We start from the raw sequence: 18,780 nt of genomic DNA, 5'->3' as shown, positions 1-18,780 counted from the left end.
CCTCCAGCAGCAAAAGTGAGTCACTTCTCAGTGGAAATTTACGCCCCTCCCGGGTCAACTCTCAGCAGAAATCAACAGACAGGCGCTGGCGGCGAGGTTTCGGCCCAGGCCCAGGCATCGGCGGAGGGCAAGAATTCCTCCTCGCTCAACTTCTACAGCAAGACGGTGACCGACAGCCAGGCGAAGAAGTCCGACAGCGTCGCCTCCAACGTGACGTTCGGCGACAAGGGCGCGATCGTGGCGGGCAACACCCTGACCATTCAGGGCTCGAATGTGGCGACCACCGTCGGTGATCTCGTGCTCAAGGGCAAGGACGTGAACATCCTGTCTGGCGAGAACACCGAGACGAGCACGACGACGAGCAAGACCACATCGGTCGGCATCTTCGTCGATTCGCAAGGCAAGGCGAGCGCGGAAGCCAAGGCCGGCGCGATCGGCGCGGTCGCGGGCAAGGACGGCAAGGCCGCATTGGCAGCGGGCGGCAACGCCAGCGCGAAGGCTTCGGCTGAAGGATCGAGCACGGTGACGATCGGCGCGCGAGTCACGAGTTCGAAGGACACCACCGACAAGCTGACCAACGTGGGCAGCCAGATCAGTTCGGGCGGCAACCTCGTGATCGTGGCGGACAACGACATCACCACGCGCGGCGCAAACCTTTCGGCGGCGGGCAAGCTGGTCGAATCCGCAACCAACATCAACAACCTGGCGGCGACCGATCACGACATCACCACGTCGAGCAGCAGCCAGACGACTGCCGGACTTTACCTCACGGCCGGCGGCAAGGCCGAGGCCGAGGCTGGGGGCGAAGGTTCGGTGCAGCTTTCGCCGGACAAGATCGCCGCACAAGCCGGCGGCGCGGGCAGCCCGGCCAAGTTCGGGGCCACCGCCGGGGTCAAGGTCCAGGTCGATGCGAGCGCGGGGGTCCGCGTCGCCAACGAATCTCAAAGCTCGGTAGAGGGCAGCACGCACGCGGTCACCACCACGCTGTCAGCTGGTACGGACGTCGTCCGCGTGGCGAAGAACGCGATTAATGATCAGGGCACGCAGATCGCCGCAGGCGGAGACATCCTGCAAAGCGCGACGACGCTGACCGATCGCGCCGCAGCGGACACGAAGTTTTCCTCGACCTCCAGCCGCAGCGATGTCTTCGAGATCGGGGTCACTGCGAATGCCGGCGTCTCGCAGGGGTTGACCACCGACGCCCAGCTTGGCGCGGGGGTGAAGCAGGGCTTTACCCATAGCCAGTCCGCAGAAAGCGAGAGTTCGAGCAAGGCCGTTACATCCAGCTACAACGCGGGTGGCCGCGTGGTTTCCGTCACCAGCGGCAAGACCTCGCTCGAAGGCACGCAGATCAAGGGCGATCAGGGCGTTGCGATCCAGGCTGGGTCGTTCGATTACCAGGCCGCACAGAATACCGAGAACAAGTCCGGCAAGGAGATCGGCGTCGACCAGAAACTGAGCGTCGACATCATCGGCAAGACCGTGGCCGGGGGCGTCGAGGCCGAATACGGCAAGAGTTCGAGCGCCAGCAGCGAAGCTGTCGTCGGCAAGATCGAATCGGGTTCGGGCAAGGTCAGTGTCACGACTACGGGGGGCGATCTGCGGCTCGTCGGCACCGAAATCAGCGGCGCGAAGGGCGTGGACGTGGGTGCCACCGGGGGCAAGGTGTTGTTGGAGGCTGCGCGTTCTACCTCGACCAGCACGGCGGAAACCGCCAATGCCGGCCTGGACTTCACCGTGGGCAAGGAAAAGAAGGCAAGCAACGGCGGCACGCCGGGGGACGTCAATGGCAACAGCCTGGAAGTGAAGGGCGGTTACCAGGTGGACCGCACCAACACGGTGAAGAACGAGGTGGTCAAGCTTTCCTCCAGCCAGGGCACCGTCAATGTCGCGGGCGACAGCGTCACCCTGCAGGGCACCCGTATCGATGCAGCTACCGGCGCCAACGTGGTTGCGACCAAGGGCACGGTAACGAACCAGGCGGTGGTCGATATCAACCAGAAACAGGGCGGCGGGTTCAACGTGGCCATCGGCCTGGAACAGGCACCCAAGGACGCCAAGCCGGGGACCGGCGGCAAGGATCCGGCGGCGGCCGGCAATGCACCTTCCAACGCGAACACGGGCGGCGTCACCGGAAACCGTGCCCGTGCGGACGCCAACGCCGCACAGAATGCAGTCCTGCAGACGCCATCAGGGGGCCGGGCGCGGGCCAATGCGAACGCCGCGCAGAATCCGGTGATACCGTCGCCGAACCCGGGAGGGCAAACCGATGGGGGCACTCCTCCCACAAAGCCCAAGCTTGAAACCGAGGGCAGAGGTTCGGGCGGATTCAACGTCTACAACCAGACCGACAAAAAGACGGTCGACACCCGCATCACCTCGCAATCGGGTCCGGCGTTTGTCGGCAACGGCGTTTCGCCGATCGTGCAGCAGGTGATCACCGGCCCGGGTGTTCAGCAAGTGGCAATCGATCCCGGCGTTGCTGCGGGCGTGGTGACCACACGAAACCAGGCCGACAGTCTCTCGCCCGAAGCTCCGCAGACGGGCGGCGCTAGCGCGGTAGCCACCGGTGGAACCGCGCTTCGACAAGGGGCGGCTGCTGCGGGCCCGCAAACGGCCGTGGGTCGGGCTACCGGGATTTCGGGAGTGCCCTCCAGTGCCATCACGGTTGCGCCCATAACGGCCAACCCGGGCGCGCGGGCGCAAGCGGTGTCTCCCGCAGCGGGGCTAAGCAACGCGGCGGCGCCCGCGGCCGTCGCGCCGGTCGGCGCGGCCATTCAAGCAGCAACCCCGCTTGCGGCCCCCGAGGCGCGTGCCGTTTCGCGTGCCGGTAACCTGCCCGCGGTGAGTCAGGCCGTTGTTCCGGTCCCGGCCAATCCCATCAAATCGGCCGCGCCGGTCGCGATCGTGCCGACGCCCAAGATCACGTACACCCCGCCCGCGCAGCCAGGCAGCAACCAGACCGGCGTTACGACCACCATCACGCAACAGCCGCGCGAGCAGCAGGGCGGTGGCACCACCATCACGGCTGAGCCGCAGCGCGACAAGCAGGGCGGGGGCACCATCATCACGACCGAGCCGCAGCGCGACAAGCAGGGCGGCGGCACCACCACGACGACCGAGCCGCAGCGCGAGCAGCAGGGCGGCGGCACCACCACGACGACCGAGCCGCAACGCGACAAGCAGGGTGGCGGCACCACCACCACGACCGGGCCGCAGCGCGACAAGCAGGGTGGCGGCACCACCACCACCACCGGGCCGCAGCGCGAACAGCAGGGCGGCGGCACCACCACCACGACCGAGCCGCAGCGCGAGCAGCAGGGCGGCGGCACCACCACCACGACCGAGCCGCAGCGCGAGCAGCAGGGCGGCGGCACCAGCATCACGACCGGGCCGCAGCGCGAGCAGCAGGGCGGCGGCACCACCACCACGACCGAGCCGCAACGCGAAAAGCAGGGCGGCGGCACCACCACCACGACCGGGCCGCAGCGCGAGCAGCAGGGCGGTGGCACCACCACCACGACCGGACCGCAGCGCGAGCAGCAGGGCGATCGGACAGGAATGAACGATACCGAACGATCCAAGGGGATGTCGAACGACACGACAAGTTCCCGTCCCGTAACTCAGTTCGCCGAGCCTGCATCGATGAGCGGGCATGACACAAACGTCAAACTGACTCACGGCGATCCGGTCTCTGCACAAATGGACCCCAATCGCGAAGTTTTGCGCCCGCAAATCGCGCCCGCACCGAAGGGCCAGATGATAACAGCCATGGCCGAAAACGGCGGGGAGTTGCCCTGCTGGATCACGATCGACCCGAGAACGGGGGCGATCAAGGGCAGGCCATCGAACGGAACTGCCGCTGCGAACGTGCCCGTCATCGTCGTCGAATTGGTGCCCCAAGCCGATGGCACAACGCGGCGCGTCTCCATCGAGGTCAAACCCAATCAGTTCGGTGCCGGTGGCACCGAGTGCAACACGGTCCGCACCATTCCCACAGCGGCGTCGGGGCGCGCGAAGCAAATGCAGGGACAATAACCAATATGCCTCTGCATGATAACGGGCGTCTCTCGGTCGGCACATCATCGCCCGACAGGTCCTGGCGTTGAAACCTGCGGGCTTGTCCAACACCTGACGTCTGTTTTGGCACTTCGGTGCGCAAGGGGTGGGGCGGCTGCTACTAAGACGATGTGATGTAAATTACCGCCTCTATGCCGGACGTTCAGGGGTCCGGTCCGGGGCGTCGGAATCCGTCGTTCGTTTACCGCCACAGTGGAGCGCTTGAATGACGAGGGCTGGGATATTTCTGCCGTTCCCGAGCCGCGCCGAAAATGGCAGGGACCTAGCCGACACCTGCCATTCATGAAGCACCGACGATCGTTCCCGGAATGGAAGGGACTGGCCGTGAACGGACCGGCAGGCGTTGAACGATGGATAGTGGATAGCGGTCATTCCCGACTACGCCACAAGGGGGGCCGCTGCGCTGGCCCGGTCATTTGCAAACGACTGTGGATTTACATATTTTTGAAGCAGGGAATGGATGGGGCACCATACCATCGTACGTCCTGCGCGCTTAAGTTCGACTACCCATAATCAATCTCGAGCCAGTTAAGGTCGAAGGTTGGTTATGAACGGACATTCAGGTAACGCTTCACGCCCGCGCATAGCTGTAGCGGGAGCAACCGGTAGAGTAGGTGCCACGCTTGTGGCGAGCCTCTCAAACGACCCGGTCGACTTGATCGCCATGACGCGGGATGCCAATTCCGACCGCTTGCCTGCCGGAATACCGACGGCCGAGGTGGATTTCTCGAACGCAGCGTCGCTCGCATCCGCTCTTGATGGAGTGGATCGCCTGTTCCTTGCCCACGGGACGTCCGACCGCCAAGTTGAGAACGAAATCGCAGTGATCGATGCGGCCGTGCAGGCAGGGGTATCCCATATCGTCAAGCTATCTGCGCTTGGCCCGCCCACGCATCTGCATCCCTTCGACTGGCATATGAAAATCGAAGCCCATCTCGCAAACCAAGAGATCGGTTACACCGTGTTGAGGCCCGGTTCATTCGTCGATGTTCTCGCACGGGCCAAGAAGCCGGTCGCGGAGGGTCACTGGGGAGGAACCGCTGGCGACGGTAAGGTCAACCTGATCGACACCCGCGATATTGCGGACGTTGCCCGTATTGCCCTGCTCGACGATCGTTTCATTGGCGCCCAGCGTGCCTATCATCTCACCGGCCCGCATGCTGTCAGCATGCCAGAAATCGCAGAAGAGCTGTCTTCAATTCTGGGGCGGACAGTTTCCTATCATCATCGCACGCACGCGGAACATCGCGAGTACCTGTTGGCATCAGGGGTAAGCGAGATGGTTGCGGACCTTCTGTTAGGGCTCGACCGAATTTTTCGTGAAGGCGTTTTGGCCGAAACCACAACAACCGTCCCCGAACTTACGGGCAAAAATGCCCGATCGGTTGCAGATTGGCTGCTGGAAAATGCAGCAGGATTTCGGCCATCGGCTGACCTGCAAAAATTCTGAATCGCGACACATCCAGTGCTTCAACCTAAGCATCGTCCGGGATCGGTCTGGGGCAGTGCACGCGCCGCCAAAGCAGATGCATGGAAGCTGACCCAACAGTTATCGCTGTTTGAGTAATTCAAGAAACTTTCACCCAAAAAAGCGCAATTAATTCAGGTGAATGTGCGCCTTGAGCGCATTTTTCTCAAAGATATTAGATATATATATATGGAGATATGCACCGTGTCGAAACTCGATGGTAAGCTCGCGGTTGTTACCGGCGGCAGCTCCGGCATCGGCCTGGCAATTGCACAGATCTTTGTGGCGAACGGTGCGCGCGTTGTCGTCACTGGCAGACGTGAGCAGGAACTCAATGATGCGGTAGCTGCGCTTGGACCACGCGCCTTGGCATTCCGCGGTGATGTAGCGTCGCTTGAAGATCTGGACCGTCTGTTCGAGAGCGTTGCGGCCATGGGCAAGTTAGACGTGCTGGTGGCCAACGCAGGGATCGCGGAAAGCGTAACCTTGGAGGAGCTTACGGAAGAGCATTTCGATCGGCTCTTCTCCATCAACGTCAAGGGCGCCGTGTTCGCGGTGCAGAAGGCCCTTCCGCTTTTCCAGGACGGCGCCTCGATCATCCTGATGGGCTCGGTGGCAGGCGTGAAGGGCACAAGCGGCTTTGGCGTTTACGGTGCGACCAAAGCTGCGTTGCGCAACTTCGTGCGCGCATGGACCATCGAGCTCAAGGATAGGCGAATTCGGTCTAACGTGGTCAGCCCGGGGCCGATAGATACGCCCGCAACACAACGCTTCTCAGCCGAGGCGTTCCAGAAATTGACCTCTACAGTGCCCATGGGCCGCGTGGGATTACCGGAAGAAGTGGCTCGGGCAGTGCTCTATCTCGCCTCAGAAGACTCGAGCTTCGTCAGCGGCACCGAGCTTTTCGTTGACGGTGGCCGCGCTCAAGTTTGATAGGCCGCGTTGAAGCAATGGGCTGGTTGGAGGGCGCGATTGCAGTAATCGTCCCCAGCTTGAAACACTTTGCGGGCCTGTCGCCGCGATCTCATGAACGGCAGTATCCAGAAAAGGCATTCGAAAGTTCGGACGACTTGATTGGGCGCACTGCAGACTGGAAGCCGTCGATCGGCCGAATGATCGGTTTCGGCGCAAGCCGGCGCTCCGGAGTACGCGTCGGAACGGCTTGATCTAGGTCGCTTGCCGCCTATGTGCCGTGATGGAAAGTGCCGCCCCGATAGCGGCCGTTCGCGGCACTCAAGACCCTCCCTGATACCAGGCCTCTGTTCACCTGGTATACCGTCCCATGCTTTCAAGGTCATCGACGCGCGCGCCTTGCTGACCCCGGTGGAGTTGGCCGCACGCAGCGTGGAAATGTCAGATCCGCACGGAATTGAAACAGCCACCCCTTCGCGACCGGTCCACAATCGAGGATACCGCGCCCCTTGCTTGATCGGGCCAAGGCAATGCCCGAACGATGGCGCAGCAGGCGCAGCAGGCGCAGCAGGCGCAGCAGGCGCAGCAGGCGCAGCAGGCGCAGCAGGCGCAGCAGGCGCAGCAGGCGCAGCAGGCGCAGCAGGCGCAGCAGGCGCAGCAGGCGCAGCAGGCGCGTCAGGCAGCCGGGGAACGCCAAGGCGCCGAAGCGATGCGCAGGGCGGCCTCGCAGCCCGCCTTGGCCAGCCGGGCGGCAATCTCCGGGTCGGTCTCTATGCGCATGAGCTGCAAGGTGCCGAGCATGGCCCCGAAAACAACGCTGGCCCGCTCGCTACGCTCGTCGGCATCGCCACCCGCGGGCAGGTTCTCCGCGATCAGGCGGACCAACCCGAGGTTCCGGGGGGTAAGGCGGTGACGCGTTGCCTCGCTTTCCCGGGCGATTTCGGGACCAAGCGCGGAGATGGCGCAGCCCAGCCCCATATGGTCACGATGGATCGGGCGCAGATACCTCCGCACGATCGTCTCGAGCTTCTTGTCATCCGGGCAATCGGCAACCGCTTTCTCGAAGTAGGCGTGCGTCGACGCGCTGGCATATTCCAGCGTCTCGGCAACCAGATCCGCCCGCGATCCGAAATGGGAGTAGAAACCGCCATGGGTGAGGCCGGCGTCGGCCATCAGCGGGCGTACACCCACCGCCGCGATTCCTTCGCGGCGGAATCGCTCCGCGGCGTGTTTGAGGATCGCCTCGCGCGTCGCGCGCTTATGGTCCTCGCTGTATTTTGCCACGTTTACGCCACCTTCCTGAAATTCTAGCCGCCCTTGTAGCGTTCGGCGACCTGCCCGCCGAGCACGTCCTTGAAGAACGCCTGGCGCGCGGCCTCGATCGCGTCCCAGATCGCGGGCGAGCCAAGGCTGGGGATGGTCACTTTCTCGCCCTGTTCCAGCCCGCTGAGCGCGGCATCGACTAGCTCTTCGGCGGAAAGGTAGGCGGTGTCGGGGAACACGGAATCGCTGAGGCCCTGCGACGTGAAGAACTCGGTGCGGATCGGCCCCGGCAGGATGGCCTGGATGCGGATGTCGCTATCGGCGTATTCCATTTGCAGGGACCGCGTGAAGTTCAGCACGAAGGCTTTCGAGCCGCTGTAGGACGCCCCTCCTGCGGAAGGGCCAAAGGCGATGACCGAGGCGATGTTCACGAGCGTGCCGGTACCCGCCTTGCGGAACCCCGCAAGCGCGGCGATGGACAGGCGGGTGAGCGCGATGACGTTGAGGCGGATCAGCGCTTCCTGCGCGTCGGCTCCGGTGGTGGCCGTGGGGCCAAGGCCGCCCGCGCCGGCGTTGTTCACCAGCATGGCCACGGGCTCCCCTTCGAGGCGGCGTTCGAGCCGGGCGAGATCGGCCGGATCGGCGAGATCCCCTATCCAGCATTGGACGCTGATGCCGAATTCGGCTTCCAGCCTTGCGCCAAGGACGGCGAGCCGATCGGCGCGGCGCGCCACCAGCAGCAGATCATAGCCCTGCGCGGCAAGCCGCTGGGCGTAAACGGCGCCGATGCCCGATGAGGCTCCGGTGATGACGGCGGTCTTCCTGTCGGACATGGGCGTGCTCCGTCAGTCGTGCGTGCGCGGGGAAGGGCGGTTTTCGGCGCGCCACCTTTTTTCGTCTTCGGTATCGGCGCGCGGCGGAAAATAGCCGTTGATGGACCAGTAGTCGAACGGCGTCTCGTCGATGTGGAACTCCCAGTCGAAGCCCCGGTCCTCGACATAGGGTTTGAGCAGCGTGTTGACGCGATCGATGAAACGGCGGCTGATCTCGATGCTGGGGAAAGAGCGCGCGATGTGTTCCATGACGATCCGCACGAACCGGTCGGCGGGCTTGCCGGCCACGTAGAAATTGCGGGCGTCAATCGGCTGGAACACGATCCCCACGGAAAAGCGCGGCATGACAGTGCCGTAAAGGTCGGTGATCTTCTCCGCAAGCTCGGCCTTGTCGCTGTCCGAATAGGCATCGGCGGGATGATAGATTGTCCAGAGCGGCATGGGTCTCTCCTGTCAGGCACCATTGGATTACACTTGTCATGATAAGGTTGCCGGATTACATGTCAATTGTAATGTTAAATGGAGCGGTCGATGGAAGCGCTGAATGAAACGGGTCGGAAAGTGTCTGGAGCCGTCGGGCGCCGAGCGGTGCTAGGCCTGGGTAGTGCTGCGATCGTGGCCGCCGGTGCCGTATTACCATCGGCCGCCCTGCCGCGATCCGCGGGCATGCGCCACGGGGATGCGCCGACACGTTTCGTCGAGGCCAATGGCGTGCGCTATGCCTATCGCCGCTTTGGGGCCGTGCAGGGTGTGCCGCTGGTCTTTCTGCAGCATTTTACCGGTGGGCTCGACCATTGGGATCCGGCGGTGACCGACGGATTGGGGCGCGGCCGCCCGGTAATCCTGTTCGACAACGCCGGTGTGGGCCTTTCGGGCGGCGCCGTCCCGCCGACCATCGAAGCCATGGCCGGCCACGTGGCGGCCTTTGCCGACGCGCTCGGTCTCCAGCGTTTCGATCTTCTCGGCTTCTCGATGGGCGGGATGGTCGCCCAGGCCTATGCCAAGCAACACAGCGATCGCCTGCGCCGGCTCATTCTCGTTGGCACGGGACCGCGCGGCGGCGACCCGACGCCCTACCAGGCCGACGTTGCAAAACATGCGCGCGGCAACGGCAACCTCGACGATTTCCTGTTTCTGTTTTTCGGACGGTCGGAGGCGGCGGTCGCTGCGGGCAAGGCATTCTGGGATCGTCGCCACCAGCGTACTACCGACCTCGACGCGCCGATAAGGCCGGAATCCATCGCGGCGCAAGTTGCGGCAGCGCGCGACTGGGCACTACCGAAGGGCGAACGCTTTGCCGACCTGAAGGCGATCGCGGTGCCCACGCTCGTCGTGAACGGGGCCGAAGACGTGATGATCCCCACGATCAACAGCTTCTACCTGCAACAGCACACTCCCGGCGCACAGCTCATCCTCTATCCCGACGCGGGGCGTGCCTCGCACTTCCAGTATCCCTCCCTTTTCGTGGAACACGCCGGCCTGTTTCTTGATTCTCCGCCGCCGGGCAGCTTGGCATGACGCGGTGGCAAATGGACCGGCAGCGCCTTGCGGTGCTGTGGCAGCACTTTCTGGCGTTTGGCCGCGTGACCGAAGCGATCGACATGGAGGCAGCCGACCGCCGTCGCCGGCGGCAGCCTTGGACCTGATTTAGGCCGCGTCAGGTGCGCTTGCGCGTACCCTCTGGCGGCGCGGAAACGCTCGCGGCGATAAACGGAATATTGTGCGGGCGCGGTGCGCCAGGGCCGGGATAGACACGGACCTGCCGCGGATCGAGCGGTTCGCCGCATTCGGAACAGGCCAGAACGGGGTCGCATTCCGAACCGCACAGGGCATGGACGTGCACCAGCGGCCGGCCGGCCTCGTCCGAAAGGTGTTCGTCCCCCCAATGCACCAGCGACATCAGGATCGGGTAGAGGTCCAGCCCCTTTGGCGTGAGGCGGTATTCGTGGCGCGGCGGGTCCTGCTGATAGGCAACTTTGGTCAGGATCGAGCTGTCCGTAAGCTTCTTGAGCCGTTCGGCAAGAATGCCGCGGCTGATCCCCAGCCGTTCCTGGAAATCGTCGAACCGCCGCACCCTGAGGAAGCATTCGCGCAGGATCAGCAACGTCCAGCGATCCCCGATTACCGACATGGTCCGGGCTAGCGAGCAGGCTTCCTCATCCAGTTCGTTCCACCGCATTTCTCGCTCCGTCCGGACCCTATGCGAGGGCGGCCCTGACCGCCTCGTCGAGTCGGTCCTTGCCAAAATAGATGGCGTCATCAACAAAAAAGGTCGGTGCGCCAAAGGCACCGCGCGCCACCGCGCGGTCGGTGTTGGCGATAAGGCCGCCCTTGACCTCGGGGGCCTGGCTTCGGGCCGCGATTTCTCCGGCCGGAAGGCCGGCCGCATCGAGTGCACGGGCGAACACCTCCGGATCATCCATTTTGAGCCCATCGCGCCACATCGCGCAAAACACGGCCTCGACATAAGGCGCGAACAGGCCGAGATGCTGCGCCGCGATCGCTCCCCGCATCAGGGTGAGCGTGTTCACCGGGAAATGCGGGTTCATGCGATAGTCTGCGATGCCATGACGGGCGCAGAAGCGATCGATTTCCAGACGATCGTAAGCCAATTTGGCCGGGATATGCGCGAAGGCGGTGGCCGGCGACTGGTTGTTGGTCGCCTTGAAGATGCCCCCCAGAAGAACAGGCACATAATCGAAGACGACCGGATGCCGGCTTTCGATCTGCGGGATGACGCGGTGGACGAGGTAGGCGTTGGGGGAGCCGAAATCGAACAGGAATGCGATGGATTTGCCCGCCATTACCAGGTTTCTCCATAGGGGCGGATTTCCTGCTCGAAGGTCCAGGCGGTCCGCGGCTGGTTGAAAAGATCCCAATAGGCGTCGGCGATCGCCTCGGGCGGCATCAGCCGGTCCGGATCGAGCGTCTCGAGCGCGTCGGGGCCTTCGCGCTTGGCGATGAGGTCTCGCACGAAGGCGGTATCGACGCCGGCGTCGATGATCAGGTGGGCGACGTGAATCTTCTGGGGCCACAGTTCGCGCGCCATGGACTGCGCCACCGCGCGTAGGCCGAACTTTGCAGAGGCGAAGGCGGCAAAGCCCTTGCCGCCGCGCAGGCCGGCGGTGGCGCCGGTGAAGAATATCTTGCCGCGCTGCCGGGGCAGCATGATCCGCGCGGCCTCGCGCCCCGTGACGAACCCGGAAAAGCAGGCCATTTCCCAGACCTTGCGAAACACCCGGTCGGTGGTTTCGAGTATCGGGAAATTGACGTTCGCGCCGATGTTGAAGACCACGAGTTCGAGCGGTGCCGCGGCTTCGGCCTCGGCCAGAAAGGCCGTGACGTCCTCGGGAATGCGGGCGTCCAGCCCGCGCGCCGCGATGCGGCCGCCCTCGGCCTCTATCTCGTCGACGAGCGGCTGGAGTTTGTCGCCGTTGCGGCGCCCGGCCTGCACGAGATAGCCTGCCCGTGCGAAACGCTTCGCAATGGCGCCGCCGATATAGTCGCCGGCACCGACGATGGCGACCGAGGCCTGTTTGGGTTCGATGATCACGCCGTTCCTTTCGCTTGTGCCACTGTGGGGAAAGCCTGCCCGCGCTACCAGACTTCGCCCGCCGGCCTGATTTCCGTGCGGAACGACCACGCGCTTTTGGGCTGGTGCGCGACATGGAAGGCTTCCGCCGCGATGTCGGCCGGCTGGATGAAGAAGTCGTCCGGCTTGCCGGGGAAACGCTCCCGCGTCCACGGCACGTCGATCACCGCGTCTATCACAAGATAGGCGACATGGATGCCCTTGGGGCCGAGCTGGCGCGCGATCGACTCCGCAAGAATGCGCTGCGCCGCCTTGGTCGGAGCGAAACCTGCGAACAGGGCCTTGCCGCGCTCGGCGGACGTGTTGCCGGTGACAAGGATCGATCCGCCTTCGGCTTCCATGTGCGGCACGGCCCACCGCGCGATATGGTAGAGCGCCATGACGTTGATCCTGAAATTGGCTTCGAGCACCGAGGGATCGACATCCAGGAAATTCCCGAACGCGCCGCCCACCGCGTTATGTACGACCGCCTTGACCGGGCCGCCGGCCGCTGCCGCCTGGTCGAGCGCGGCAAGGAGCGCGTCGGGATCGCCAACGTCGCAGGGAAGGGCGAAACTGTCCGGAACCTCGCGCGCCAGCGTATCGAGACGGCCAACGTCGCGGGCCAGCATGGCGACGCGGTAGCCGCCTTCCGCATAGCGCCGCACCAGCGCGGCCCCGGTGCCCGGACCTACGCCGGTGATGATGGCAAGTGGTTTCATGGCTGGGCCTCCAACGCAGCTGCGACAAATTCCAGACGATCGTTGCCGAAGAACTGCTGTTCGCCGACAAAAAAGGTTGGCGCCCCGAAGATGCCCCGTTCGGCGGCTTCGGCGTTGACGGCGGCCAGCTCGGCTGCGGCTTCGGCGCTGCCAAGATCGCCGAGCGCAGCCACGTCGATGCCGGCGCCTTCGAGAATGGACGCAATATCGCCTTCGCTCGCGATCGAGACTTGCGACGCCCAGACCGCCTTGAACAACGCGCTGGCAGCGGTTGCCGCCAGTCCCTTTCGCCGCGCGGCAAGCATGGCGTGCAGCATGGCGCGGGTATCCATGTTCGCCATCCCCGGATTGGGTGCAATCGGCACCTGGTAATGCATCGCCCAGCGCCGCAGGTCCTGCTGGAGATACCGGCGCTTTGCCTGGCAGGTGACGCTGGTCGGCACGTTACCGACCTTGCCCATCACGTCGAGGACGTCGAACGGCCGGTAATCGATTTCGGCATTCAGGAGCGGCAGCCGCGTGAGCGCGAGATAGGAGTAGGGGCTACGGAAATCGAAGTGAAATTCAAGGCTCCGCATGGCTGGAAATCCTCCCGCAAGTGTCCGCGCCTTTCGCGGATTCGCACTCTTTGTTAGTTCGAAAATAGAACTCACTCAACCAAAAGCTATCGGCGCGTCGAAAGCAGGCGTTGGTTTATGCGGCGGGCGCAGCGGCCTTTGCAACGTTCCCTGAGCTTTCCACAAAGGACATAGACGCCGGCCCAGTTGGCCAAGGGGCACCCAACTGTCATCATCTTCGAACCGGCCGATTGCCTCACGGATCGGCGGCACGGCTGCGCTCGGCGCCTGCTTGGACGTCGCAGGGCGTAAATCAGTGCGTGCGGGTTCGCCATCGGTTGCAGCGATGGTAGCAGGTGGTGCACGGCCCATAGCTCGGGCAGGTCGCGCCCCGGGGCCAGGAACGCAGCACCCAGAAGATGCCATTCAACACGCTCCGCCAACTGCCGCCTGCATTGCCGCCACCCATTGTACCGTGTACGGGCTGGAGCATGGCCAGAGCTGATAGACTGGAACGGCTTGATAACCGTCGTGCCGAACTCGAGGCGGACTACGCGAAGGCGCTGATCGAGGCCCTGCGCGTCACCGCCGCAGGCCAATGGGGCCTGTTCGGGCACAATGCGGATCGCATATCGCGTAATGCCGCGACGCCGTTTGTCGACAATCTGCTCGAAACAGGCAAGACGATCGACCAGATGCGAGAGCAACTGGCCATGTCGCCGTTCGATCTGCACCAGGAGTTCCTGGCATCGCGCGGCCCGGTCAAACCGGACGCAGTCGGCGAGCCCAAGCAGGCGCAAGCTTGGCTCGACCGGCTCGGCGAGGCCAGGCAAGCGTGACGGCAACCCCTGATCGCGCCGCGCCTCAAAGCGGCCAGCCCGCACGCGAGACTGGTTCATGGCCAGAAAACGCCGTTATCTGACTGCCACCATGCCTGACGGCTATGTGAAGACCATCGGGCCGACGACCGACAGTTTGACGCATTACTGGCGGATTGTGGCGACACTGGCGAACGGCAAGACGGAAGTCTTCTGGGGGCACACCCGTTCGCTCACAGAAGCGCGCCGCAAACGCCTTGCTCTCGCGGAAGCGGCGAAAATGCGAGGCTGGAGGGAATTTGCCTTCGAAATCGTCGAGCTCGTTGAAACGTCGGTTTAGTCCGCGCTGTTTCTGGAAATTGCAGATCGCCAAGCCGGCGGGAAGGATCGCTTTCAAGGTCGACCTCGAGGCCGCGCAAGGAAGCTGTCAATCCGAAAAACACTTTCAACTCGGCTGCGAGGCGATTGGCCCGATGTGCCGGGACCCACTGGAACCAAGCCGAATCATGAGAGCGCGACTGGCTGGGGCGGCAGGATTCGAACCTGCGAATGCCGGTACCAAAAACCGGTGCCTTACCACTTGGCGACGCCCCAGCGGGTCGCGCGCTTATAGCGGGGCGTTTGCGTAAGGGAAGGGGGCGCGTGAACTTCTTCGCGCGCCCCTCGTCCAGGCGATCGTCGGGTCAGAAACCCTTGACGATACCCTGCAGTTTTTCGGGCGGCAGCGTGTCGAAATCGCTGGCGTCGTGCCGTTCGGCCAGCCCCTTGGCCGAATTGACCAGACGGCCGCGCAGCACGCCGGGGCGCGCGTCGATCTCGCCCACCCAGCGGCCGACGTGCTCGTATTCGTGCATCGACAGGAACGTCGCCGCCTCGCCATAGGCTTCGCCGCGATAGAGGTTGCCGAACCATGTATAGGTGGCGATGTCGGCGATGGTGTAGTCGTCACCCGCCAGGAAGCGTGTCTTGGCGAGCTGGCGGTTCGCCACGTCGAACAGGCGCTTGGTTTCCATCGCGTAGCGGTTGATCGCGTATTCGATCTTGAACGGCGCGTAGTTGTAGAAGTGGCCGAAGCCGCCGCCGATGAACGGGGCGGAACCGACCTGCCAGAACAGCCAGGAAAGCGTTTCGGCGCGTTCCTTGCCCGACGTGGGCAGCAGCACGCCGAACTTTTCGGCCAGGTGCATCAGGATCGCGCCGGATTCGAATACGCGAAACGGCTCCGGGCCGCTGCGGTCGACAAGCGCGGGAATCTTGGAGTTGGGGTTGATATCGACGAAGCCGGAGGAGAACTGGTCGCTTTCGAAGATCTTGATCAGCCAGGCATCGTATTCGGCTTCGCTGAAGCCCAGCGCCAGCAGTTCCTCCAGCATGATCGCGGCCTTCTGGCCATTGGGCGTGCCCAGCGAATAGAGCTGGAAGGGATGCTTGCCGACCGGGAGATCCTTGTCATGCGTCGGGCCGGCGATCGGTCGGTTCACGCTGGCGAAGGCGCCGCCGTTCTCCTTGTCCCAGGCCCAGACTTTCGGCGGAACGTATTCTTCAGACATCACCGGCTCCTTCGCGGATATTGTTAGGCTTGCTACCATTTGCCCTGCGCCAGCCCCGTCCGCAAGCGCGGATGCACGGAGGGCGTTCAGGTTGCCGTTGAATATGGCGGCGCGGCGCGGCCACACCAGACCCGAAAGTCCGATGTTTGTGGTTGTCGCACTGAAACGAGAACTTTCAGAGACGTTCGAGCGCGGGCACCAGCTCGTCGAAATGCCCGATCACCGCATCGGCACCGAGTTCGTGCGGCGGCAGGTCGTGGTAACCGAAGCCGACCGCGACCACCGGGATTCCCGCGGCGCGCGCCGCACCGATGTCGAAGGTGGTATCCCCCACGAAAGCGGCGCGGCCGCCGCCGCAGCGTTCGACCATGGCGAGCAGCATGTCGGGCGCGGGCTTGGCGCTTCCGGGGCCGAGCGTGTCACCGCCGATCACCGTGGCGAAGCGATCGAGGAGCCCGAGTTCCTCGAAGAGCCGGACCGCCATCGATTCCTTCTTGTTGGTGGCCACGGCGATCCGGACGCCGCGCGCATCCAGCGCGTCCAGCATCGCCGCGCCGCCGGGGAATAGGCGCGAATGGCGGGCGATATTCTCGGCGTAGAAGGCATAGAGCTGGTCCTGCAAGGCGGGCAGGGCCGCTTCGTCCACCCCGCCGCTGGCGGCGAGCGCGCCGCGCAGCATCTGGCCCGCGCCGCCACCGACGAAGCGGCGCACCTCTTCCACCTGAATGGTCGGCCGCCCCGCGATGGCAAGCGTATGGTTGAGCGCTTGGCCGAGATCGCCCAGCGTATCCAGCAGCGTGCCGTCCAGATCGAAGCCGACGATGTCGAAGGGAAATGGTGCCATGGGCAGGGCACGTGGCGGACCGTTCTGGAAAGCGCAAGCATTTGCTGGCAATGACCCGGTATGACCGAACCGAATCCTGCCGCCGCCGCTTCCTCTCCCCTTGCCATCATTGTCCTTGCCGCCGGCAAGGGCACCCGCATGAAAAGCGATCTGCACAAGGTGCTGCACCCCATCGCCGGCCGGCCGATGCTACTGCACCTGCTTGCCAGTGCCGATGCGCTGGCGCCGGAACGTTGCGTCGTCGTGGCAGGGCATGGGCGCGAGCAGCTGGAGCAGGCGCTGGGCGAGCGCGCGGCCATCGCCGTGCAGGACCCGCAGCTTGGCACTGCCCACGCCGTGCAGCAGGCGGAAGCGGCGCTCTCCGGCTTTTCCGGTGACGTGCTGATTCTTTACGGCGACGTGCCTTTCGTCAGCGCGGAAACCATGCGTGCGATGATCGACCGACTGCATGGGGGCGATGCGCCGGCCGTGGTCGTGCTGGGCTTCGAGCCGGCCGACACGCTTCAGTACGGACGCGTGATCGCGGAGGATGGGCGCATCGTGAAGATGGTCGAGCACAAGGATGCGAGCGAGGCGGAGCGCGCCTGCCGCGTGTGCAATTCGGGCCTGATGGCGGTGCGCGCGGCGGACCTGTTCGGCCTGCTGGCGCGCGTGGGCAATGATAACGCGCAGGGCGAATACTACCTGCCCGATATCGTCAACATCGCCATCGCCGATGGCCGCGCCTGTTCGGTGGTGGTGACCGCCGATGCGGACGAGGTGGCCGGCATCAATAGCCGGGGTGAACTGGCCGAGGCCGAGGCGCGCTGGCAGCAGCGCCGCCGCGCGCGGGCGATGGCCGATGGCGCCACGCTGGTCGCGCCGGAAACGGTATGGTTCGCGTGGGACACCGCGATCGGCCGCGACGTGACGATCGAGCCGAACGTGTGGTTCGGCCCCGGTGTGACGGTGGCGGACAAGGTGGTAATCCATGGCTTCAGCCATCTCGAAGGCACGACCGTGGGTGAAGGGGCGCAGATCGGTCCATTCGCGCGCCTGCGCCCCGGCGCGAATCTCGCCCGGAAGGTCAAGGTTGGCAATTTCGTCGAGGTGAAGAACGCCAATCTGGCCGAAGGGGCCAAGGCCAATCATCTGACCTACCTGGGCGATGCCGACGTGGGGGCGGGGGCCAACATCGGCGCGGGCACGATCACCTGCAATTACGATGGCTATTTCAAGTATCGCACGGTGATCGGCGAACGCGCCTTCATTGGCTCCAATTCGGCGCTGATCGCGCCGGTCAAGATCGGCGCGGATGCGATCGTAGCCGCCGGCAGCGCGGTCAGCCGCGATGTTGCCGCCGGGGAACTGCGCATGGTGCGCGCGGAACAGCTGATCAAGCCCGGTTGGGCCGATCGCTTCCACGATGCGATGAAGAAGAAAAAGGCGGAGAAGAGGGGCTGAGCGGTGCTTCCAGGACGGATTGCGTCGGGAATGGCAGGAAATCGGGTTGCCATGATATCATGATATGATATCGGTATATCACGATGACTCGCATTCTCGCCGATCTTCCCGATGAGGACATCCAGTGGCTCGATGCCCGCGCGGCCGAAGAGGGCAAGTCGCGCGCCTCGGTGCTGCGCGAGGCGGTGGCGAGCTTCAAGGCGCAGAACCGCGCATCGCGCCGTAGCGACTGGATCGCACGGGGCGCGGGGTACTGGAAGGATCGTGCCGATATCGGTGATGCTGTGGAATACCAGCGCGCGATCCGCGACGATCGCACGCCCTACGACCAGGTGTGATCCGTGGCCGATCCGTTTTTCGATACCAACATTCTGGTCGACTGGCTGAAGGACCGTCCGCAAGCCGTGGCCGAGCTTTCGCGTTACAAGCGGCACCGGATCAGCCGAATCGTCTGGGCCGAAATTCTCGCCGGCGAACCGCTCGAACAGCGCGATACCGTGCAGCAGATCATCGCCCCGTTCGAAGTGGTGGAGATCGACGCGCGCATCGCCGCCACGGCGGCGGATATCCGCCATCGCAGCCGCATGAAGTTGCTCGACGCGCTCATCCTTGCGACCGCGCAAGTCAATGGCGCTATTCTCGTGACACGAAATACCAAGGATTTCCCGGCCAACATGCCGGGCATCCGCGTTCCTTACACCCTCTGTTGAAAGTCGCGT

At 64.2% G+C, this 18,780-nt stretch carries 21 protein-coding genes, 1 tRNA gene and 1 pseudogene; 10 read left to right on the top strand and 13 right to left on the bottom strand.

All coding sequences use genetic code 11. The features are described 5' to 3' along the window. The first annotated feature begins 30 nt into the window (after positions 1 to 30). The 3 genes from F1640_RS01755 to F1640_RS01745 all read left to right on the top strand — a co-directional run bounded on the left by F1640_RS01755 (position 31) and on the right by F1640_RS01745 (position 6,481). Complete coding sequence (locus F1640_RS01755) at positions 31 to 4,038, top strand: hemagglutinin repeat-containing protein (protein WP_194917425.1); 4,008 nt, start codon at positions 31 to 33, stop codon at positions 4,036 to 4,038. 589 nt (positions 4,039 to 4,627) lie between these two features. Next, complete coding sequence (locus F1640_RS01750) at positions 4,628 to 5,530, top strand: SDR family oxidoreductase (RefSeq protein ID WP_194917422.1); 903 nt, start codon at positions 4,628 to 4,630, stop codon at positions 5,528 to 5,530. Positions 5,531 to 5,752: 222 nt separating this feature from the next. Beyond that, positions 5,753 to 6,481 carry a glucose 1-dehydrogenase gene (locus F1640_RS01745; RefSeq protein ID WP_309229174.1) on the top strand — a complete coding sequence of 243 codons (729 nt, stop codon included), beginning with the start codon at positions 5,753 to 5,755 and terminating at the stop codon, positions 6,479 to 6,481. 361 nt (positions 6,482 to 6,842) lie between these two features. On the opposite strand, the gene F1640_RS24950 is transcribed toward F1640_RS01745, so the two are convergent. Genes F1640_RS24950 through F1640_RS01725 form a run of 4 tightly spaced genes read right to left on the bottom strand, consistent with a single transcriptional unit; the run spans position 6,843 to position 8,997 of the window. Then, complete coding sequence (locus F1640_RS24950) at positions 6,843 to 7,157, bottom strand: hypothetical protein (RefSeq protein ID WP_219730919.1); 315 nt, start codon at positions 7,155 to 7,157, stop codon at positions 6,843 to 6,845. Then, positions 7,136 to 7,744, bottom strand: a complete 609-nt coding sequence (locus tag F1640_RS01735; RefSeq protein ID WP_194917418.1) for a TetR/AcrR family transcriptional regulator — start codon at positions 7,742 to 7,744, stop codon at positions 7,136 to 7,138. Before F1640_RS01735 ends, F1640_RS24950 begins: the two co-directional genes overlap by 22 nt. Before the next feature lie 23 nt (positions 7,745 to 7,767). After that, a complete protein-coding gene (locus F1640_RS01730) occupies positions 7,768 to 8,556 on the bottom strand; it encodes an SDR family oxidoreductase (protein WP_194917416.1) in 789 nt (262 codons plus the stop codon). A gap of 12 nt (positions 8,557 to 8,568) precedes the next feature. Beyond that, positions 8,569 to 8,997, bottom strand: coding sequence for a tautomerase family protein (locus F1640_RS01725; protein WP_194917414.1), 429 nt, complete (start codon positions 8,995 to 8,997; stop codon positions 8,569 to 8,571). A gap of 225 nt (positions 8,998 to 9,222) precedes the next feature. On the opposite strand from F1640_RS01725, the gene F1640_RS01720 reads away from it, so the two are divergent. Then, positions 9,223 to 10,074 carry an alpha/beta fold hydrolase gene (locus tag F1640_RS01720; RefSeq protein ID WP_194917412.1) on the top strand — a complete coding sequence of 284 codons (852 nt, stop codon included), beginning with the start codon at positions 9,223 to 9,225 and terminating at the stop codon, positions 10,072 to 10,074. Further along, the gene (locus tag F1640_RS25040; protein WP_255530162.1) at positions 10,071 to 10,202 is read left to right on the top strand and encodes a hypothetical protein; all 132 of its coding nucleotides are present in this window, start codon (positions 10,071 to 10,073) and stop codon (positions 10,200 to 10,202) included. Before F1640_RS01720 ends, F1640_RS25040 begins: the two co-directional genes overlap by 4 nt. 11 nt (positions 10,203 to 10,213) lie before the next feature. On the opposite strand, the gene F1640_RS01715 is transcribed toward F1640_RS25040, so the two are convergent. The 6 genes and pseudogenes from F1640_RS01715 to F1640_RS25035 form a co-directional block, all read right to left on the bottom strand. Beyond that, on the bottom strand, positions 10,214 to 10,735 hold the full coding sequence (locus tag F1640_RS01715) for a helix-turn-helix domain-containing protein (protein WP_194917410.1): 522 nt from the start codon (positions 10,733 to 10,735) through the stop codon (positions 10,214 to 10,216). A 19-nt stretch (positions 10,736 to 10,754) separates the two neighbouring features. After that, positions 10,755 to 11,435: a 2-hydroxychromene-2-carboxylate isomerase gene (locus tag F1640_RS01710; protein WP_255530161.1), complete on the bottom strand. Its 681-nt coding sequence runs from the start codon at positions 11,433 to 11,435 to the stop codon at positions 10,755 to 10,757. Next, positions 11,360 to 12,109, bottom strand: coding sequence for an SDR family NAD(P)-dependent oxidoreductase (locus tag F1640_RS01705; RefSeq protein ID WP_309229173.1), 750 nt, complete (start codon positions 12,107 to 12,109; stop codon positions 11,360 to 11,362). The genes F1640_RS01710 and F1640_RS01705 overlap by 76 nt, the downstream gene beginning before the upstream one ends. Before the next feature lie 44 nt (positions 12,110 to 12,153). After that, positions 12,154 to 12,849: an SDR family NAD(P)-dependent oxidoreductase gene (locus F1640_RS01700; RefSeq protein ID WP_125956046.1), complete on the bottom strand. Its 696-nt coding sequence runs from the start codon at positions 12,847 to 12,849 to the stop codon at positions 12,154 to 12,156. Next, a complete protein-coding gene (locus tag F1640_RS01695) occupies positions 12,846 to 13,427 on the bottom strand; it encodes a 2-hydroxychromene-2-carboxylate isomerase (protein ID WP_194917408.1) in 582 nt (193 codons plus the stop codon). The genes F1640_RS01700 and F1640_RS01695 overlap by 4 nt, the downstream gene beginning before the upstream one ends. Positions 13,428 to 13,734: 307 nt before the next feature. After that, positions 13,735 to 13,845 (bottom strand): annotated as a pseudogene (locus F1640_RS25035) (transposase); the annotation flags it as partial. A 52-nt stretch (positions 13,846 to 13,897) separates the two neighbouring features. Here F1640_RS25035 and F1640_RS01690 point away from each other — a divergent pair. Both F1640_RS01690 and F1640_RS01685 read left to right on the top strand, forming a co-directional pair. Continuing rightward, positions 13,898 to 14,245 (top strand): hypothetical protein, encoded by a 348-nt coding sequence (locus tag F1640_RS01690; protein WP_194921044.1) that lies wholly within the window; start codon positions 13,898 to 13,900, stop codon positions 14,243 to 14,245. 58 nt (positions 14,246 to 14,303) lie between these two features. After that, on the top strand, positions 14,304 to 14,564 hold the full coding sequence (locus tag F1640_RS01685) for a hypothetical protein (protein WP_125956041.1): 261 nt from the start codon (positions 14,304 to 14,306) through the stop codon (positions 14,562 to 14,564). Between the two features lie 179 nt (positions 14,565 to 14,743). Here F1640_RS01685 and F1640_RS01680 read toward each other — a convergent pair. From F1640_RS01680 to F1640_RS01670, 3 genes are all read right to left on the bottom strand, one after another. Continuing rightward, positions 14,744 to 14,818: transfer RNA gene (locus tag F1640_RS01680), tRNA-Gln, on the bottom strand. An 89-nt stretch (positions 14,819 to 14,907) separates the two neighbouring features. Continuing rightward, positions 14,908 to 15,774, bottom strand: a complete 867-nt coding sequence (gene yghU / locus F1640_RS01675; protein WP_124810545.1) for a glutathione-dependent disulfide-bond oxidoreductase — start codon at positions 15,772 to 15,774, stop codon at positions 14,908 to 14,910. A 175-nt stretch (positions 15,775 to 15,949) separates the two neighbouring features. Continuing rightward, complete coding sequence (locus tag F1640_RS01670; protein ID WP_194917406.1) at positions 15,950 to 16,618, bottom strand: HAD-IA family hydrolase; 669 nt, start codon at positions 16,616 to 16,618, stop codon at positions 15,950 to 15,952. Positions 16,619 to 16,678: 60 nt separating this feature from the next. On the opposite strand from F1640_RS01670, the gene glmU reads away from it, so the two are divergent. The 3 genes from glmU (at position 16,679) to F1640_RS01655 (ending at position 18,771) form a co-directional block, all read left to right on the top strand. Next, a complete protein-coding gene (gene glmU, locus F1640_RS01665; RefSeq protein ID WP_194917404.1) occupies positions 16,679 to 18,061 on the top strand; it encodes a bifunctional UDP-N-acetylglucosamine diphosphorylase/glucosamine-1-phosphate N-acetyltransferase GlmU in 1,383 nt (460 codons plus the stop codon). An 83-nt stretch (positions 18,062 to 18,144) separates the two neighbouring features. Next, on the top strand, positions 18,145 to 18,399 hold the full coding sequence (locus tag F1640_RS01660) for a CopG family transcriptional regulator (protein WP_125956034.1): 255 nt from the start codon (positions 18,145 to 18,147) through the stop codon (positions 18,397 to 18,399). A 3-nt stretch (positions 18,400 to 18,402) separates the two neighbouring features. After that, positions 18,403 to 18,771, top strand: coding sequence for a type II toxin-antitoxin system VapC family toxin (locus tag F1640_RS01655; protein WP_124810549.1), 369 nt, complete (start codon positions 18,403 to 18,405; stop codon positions 18,769 to 18,771). Positions 18,772 to 18,780 lie beyond the last annotated feature (9 nt).

It is taken from the genome of Novosphingobium sp. NBM11 (assembly GCF_015390225.1).
In the GTDB taxonomy this organism is placed as follows: domain Bacteria; phylum Pseudomonadota; class Alphaproteobacteria; order Sphingomonadales; family Sphingomonadaceae; genus Novosphingobium.
The sequence above is the reverse complement of the archived record's forward strand: the minus strand, read 5'-3'. Positions and strand labels throughout refer to the sequence as shown.

Coding starts and splice junctions, on each gene's coding strand:
- F1640_RS01720 (WP_194917412.1), top strand. CDS start 9,223: ATGCGCCACGGGGATGCGCCGACACGTTTCGTCGAGGCCAATGGCGTG.
- F1640_RS01700 (WP_125956046.1), bottom strand. CDS start 12,849: ATGAAACCACTTGCCATCATCACCGGCGTAGGTCCGGGCACCGGGGCC.
- F1640_RS01660 (WP_125956034.1), top strand. CDS start 18,145: ATGACTCGCATTCTCGCCGATCTTCCCGATGAGGACATCCAGTGGCTC.
- F1640_RS01715 (WP_194917410.1), bottom strand. CDS start 10,735: ATGCGGTGGAACGAACTGGATGAGGAAGCCTGCTCGCTAGCCCGGACC.
- F1640_RS01690 (WP_194921044.1), top strand. CDS start 13,898: ATGGCCAGAGCTGATAGACTGGAACGGCTTGATAACCGTCGTGCCGAA.
- F1640_RS01750 (WP_194917422.1), top strand. CDS start 4,628: ATGAACGGACATTCAGGTAACGCTTCACGCCCGCGCATAGCTGTAGCG.
- F1640_RS01670 (WP_194917406.1), bottom strand. CDS start 16,618: ATGGCACCATTTCCCTTCGACATCGTCGGCTTCGATCTGGACGGCACG.
- F1640_RS25040 (WP_255530162.1), top strand. CDS start 10,071: ATGACGCGGTGGCAAATGGACCGGCAGCGCCTTGCGGTGCTGTGGCAG.
- F1640_RS01725 (WP_194917414.1), bottom strand. CDS start 8,997: ATGCCGCTCTGGACAATCTATCATCCCGCCGATGCCTATTCGGACAGC.
- yghU (WP_124810545.1), bottom strand. CDS start 15,774: ATGTCTGAAGAATACGTTCCGCCGAAAGTCTGGGCCTGGGACAAGGAG.
- F1640_RS01730 (WP_194917416.1), bottom strand. CDS start 8,556: ATGTCCGACAGGAAGACCGCCGTCATCACCGGAGCCTCATCGGGCATC.
- F1640_RS01695 (WP_194917408.1), bottom strand. CDS start 13,427: ATGCGGAGCCTTGAATTTCACTTCGATTTCCGTAGCCCCTACTCCTAT.
- glmU (WP_194917404.1), top strand. CDS start 16,679: ATGACCGAACCGAATCCTGCCGCCGCCGCTTCCTCTCCCCTTGCCATC.
- F1640_RS01685 (WP_125956041.1), top strand. CDS start 14,304: ATGGCCAGAAAACGCCGTTATCTGACTGCCACCATGCCTGACGGCTAT.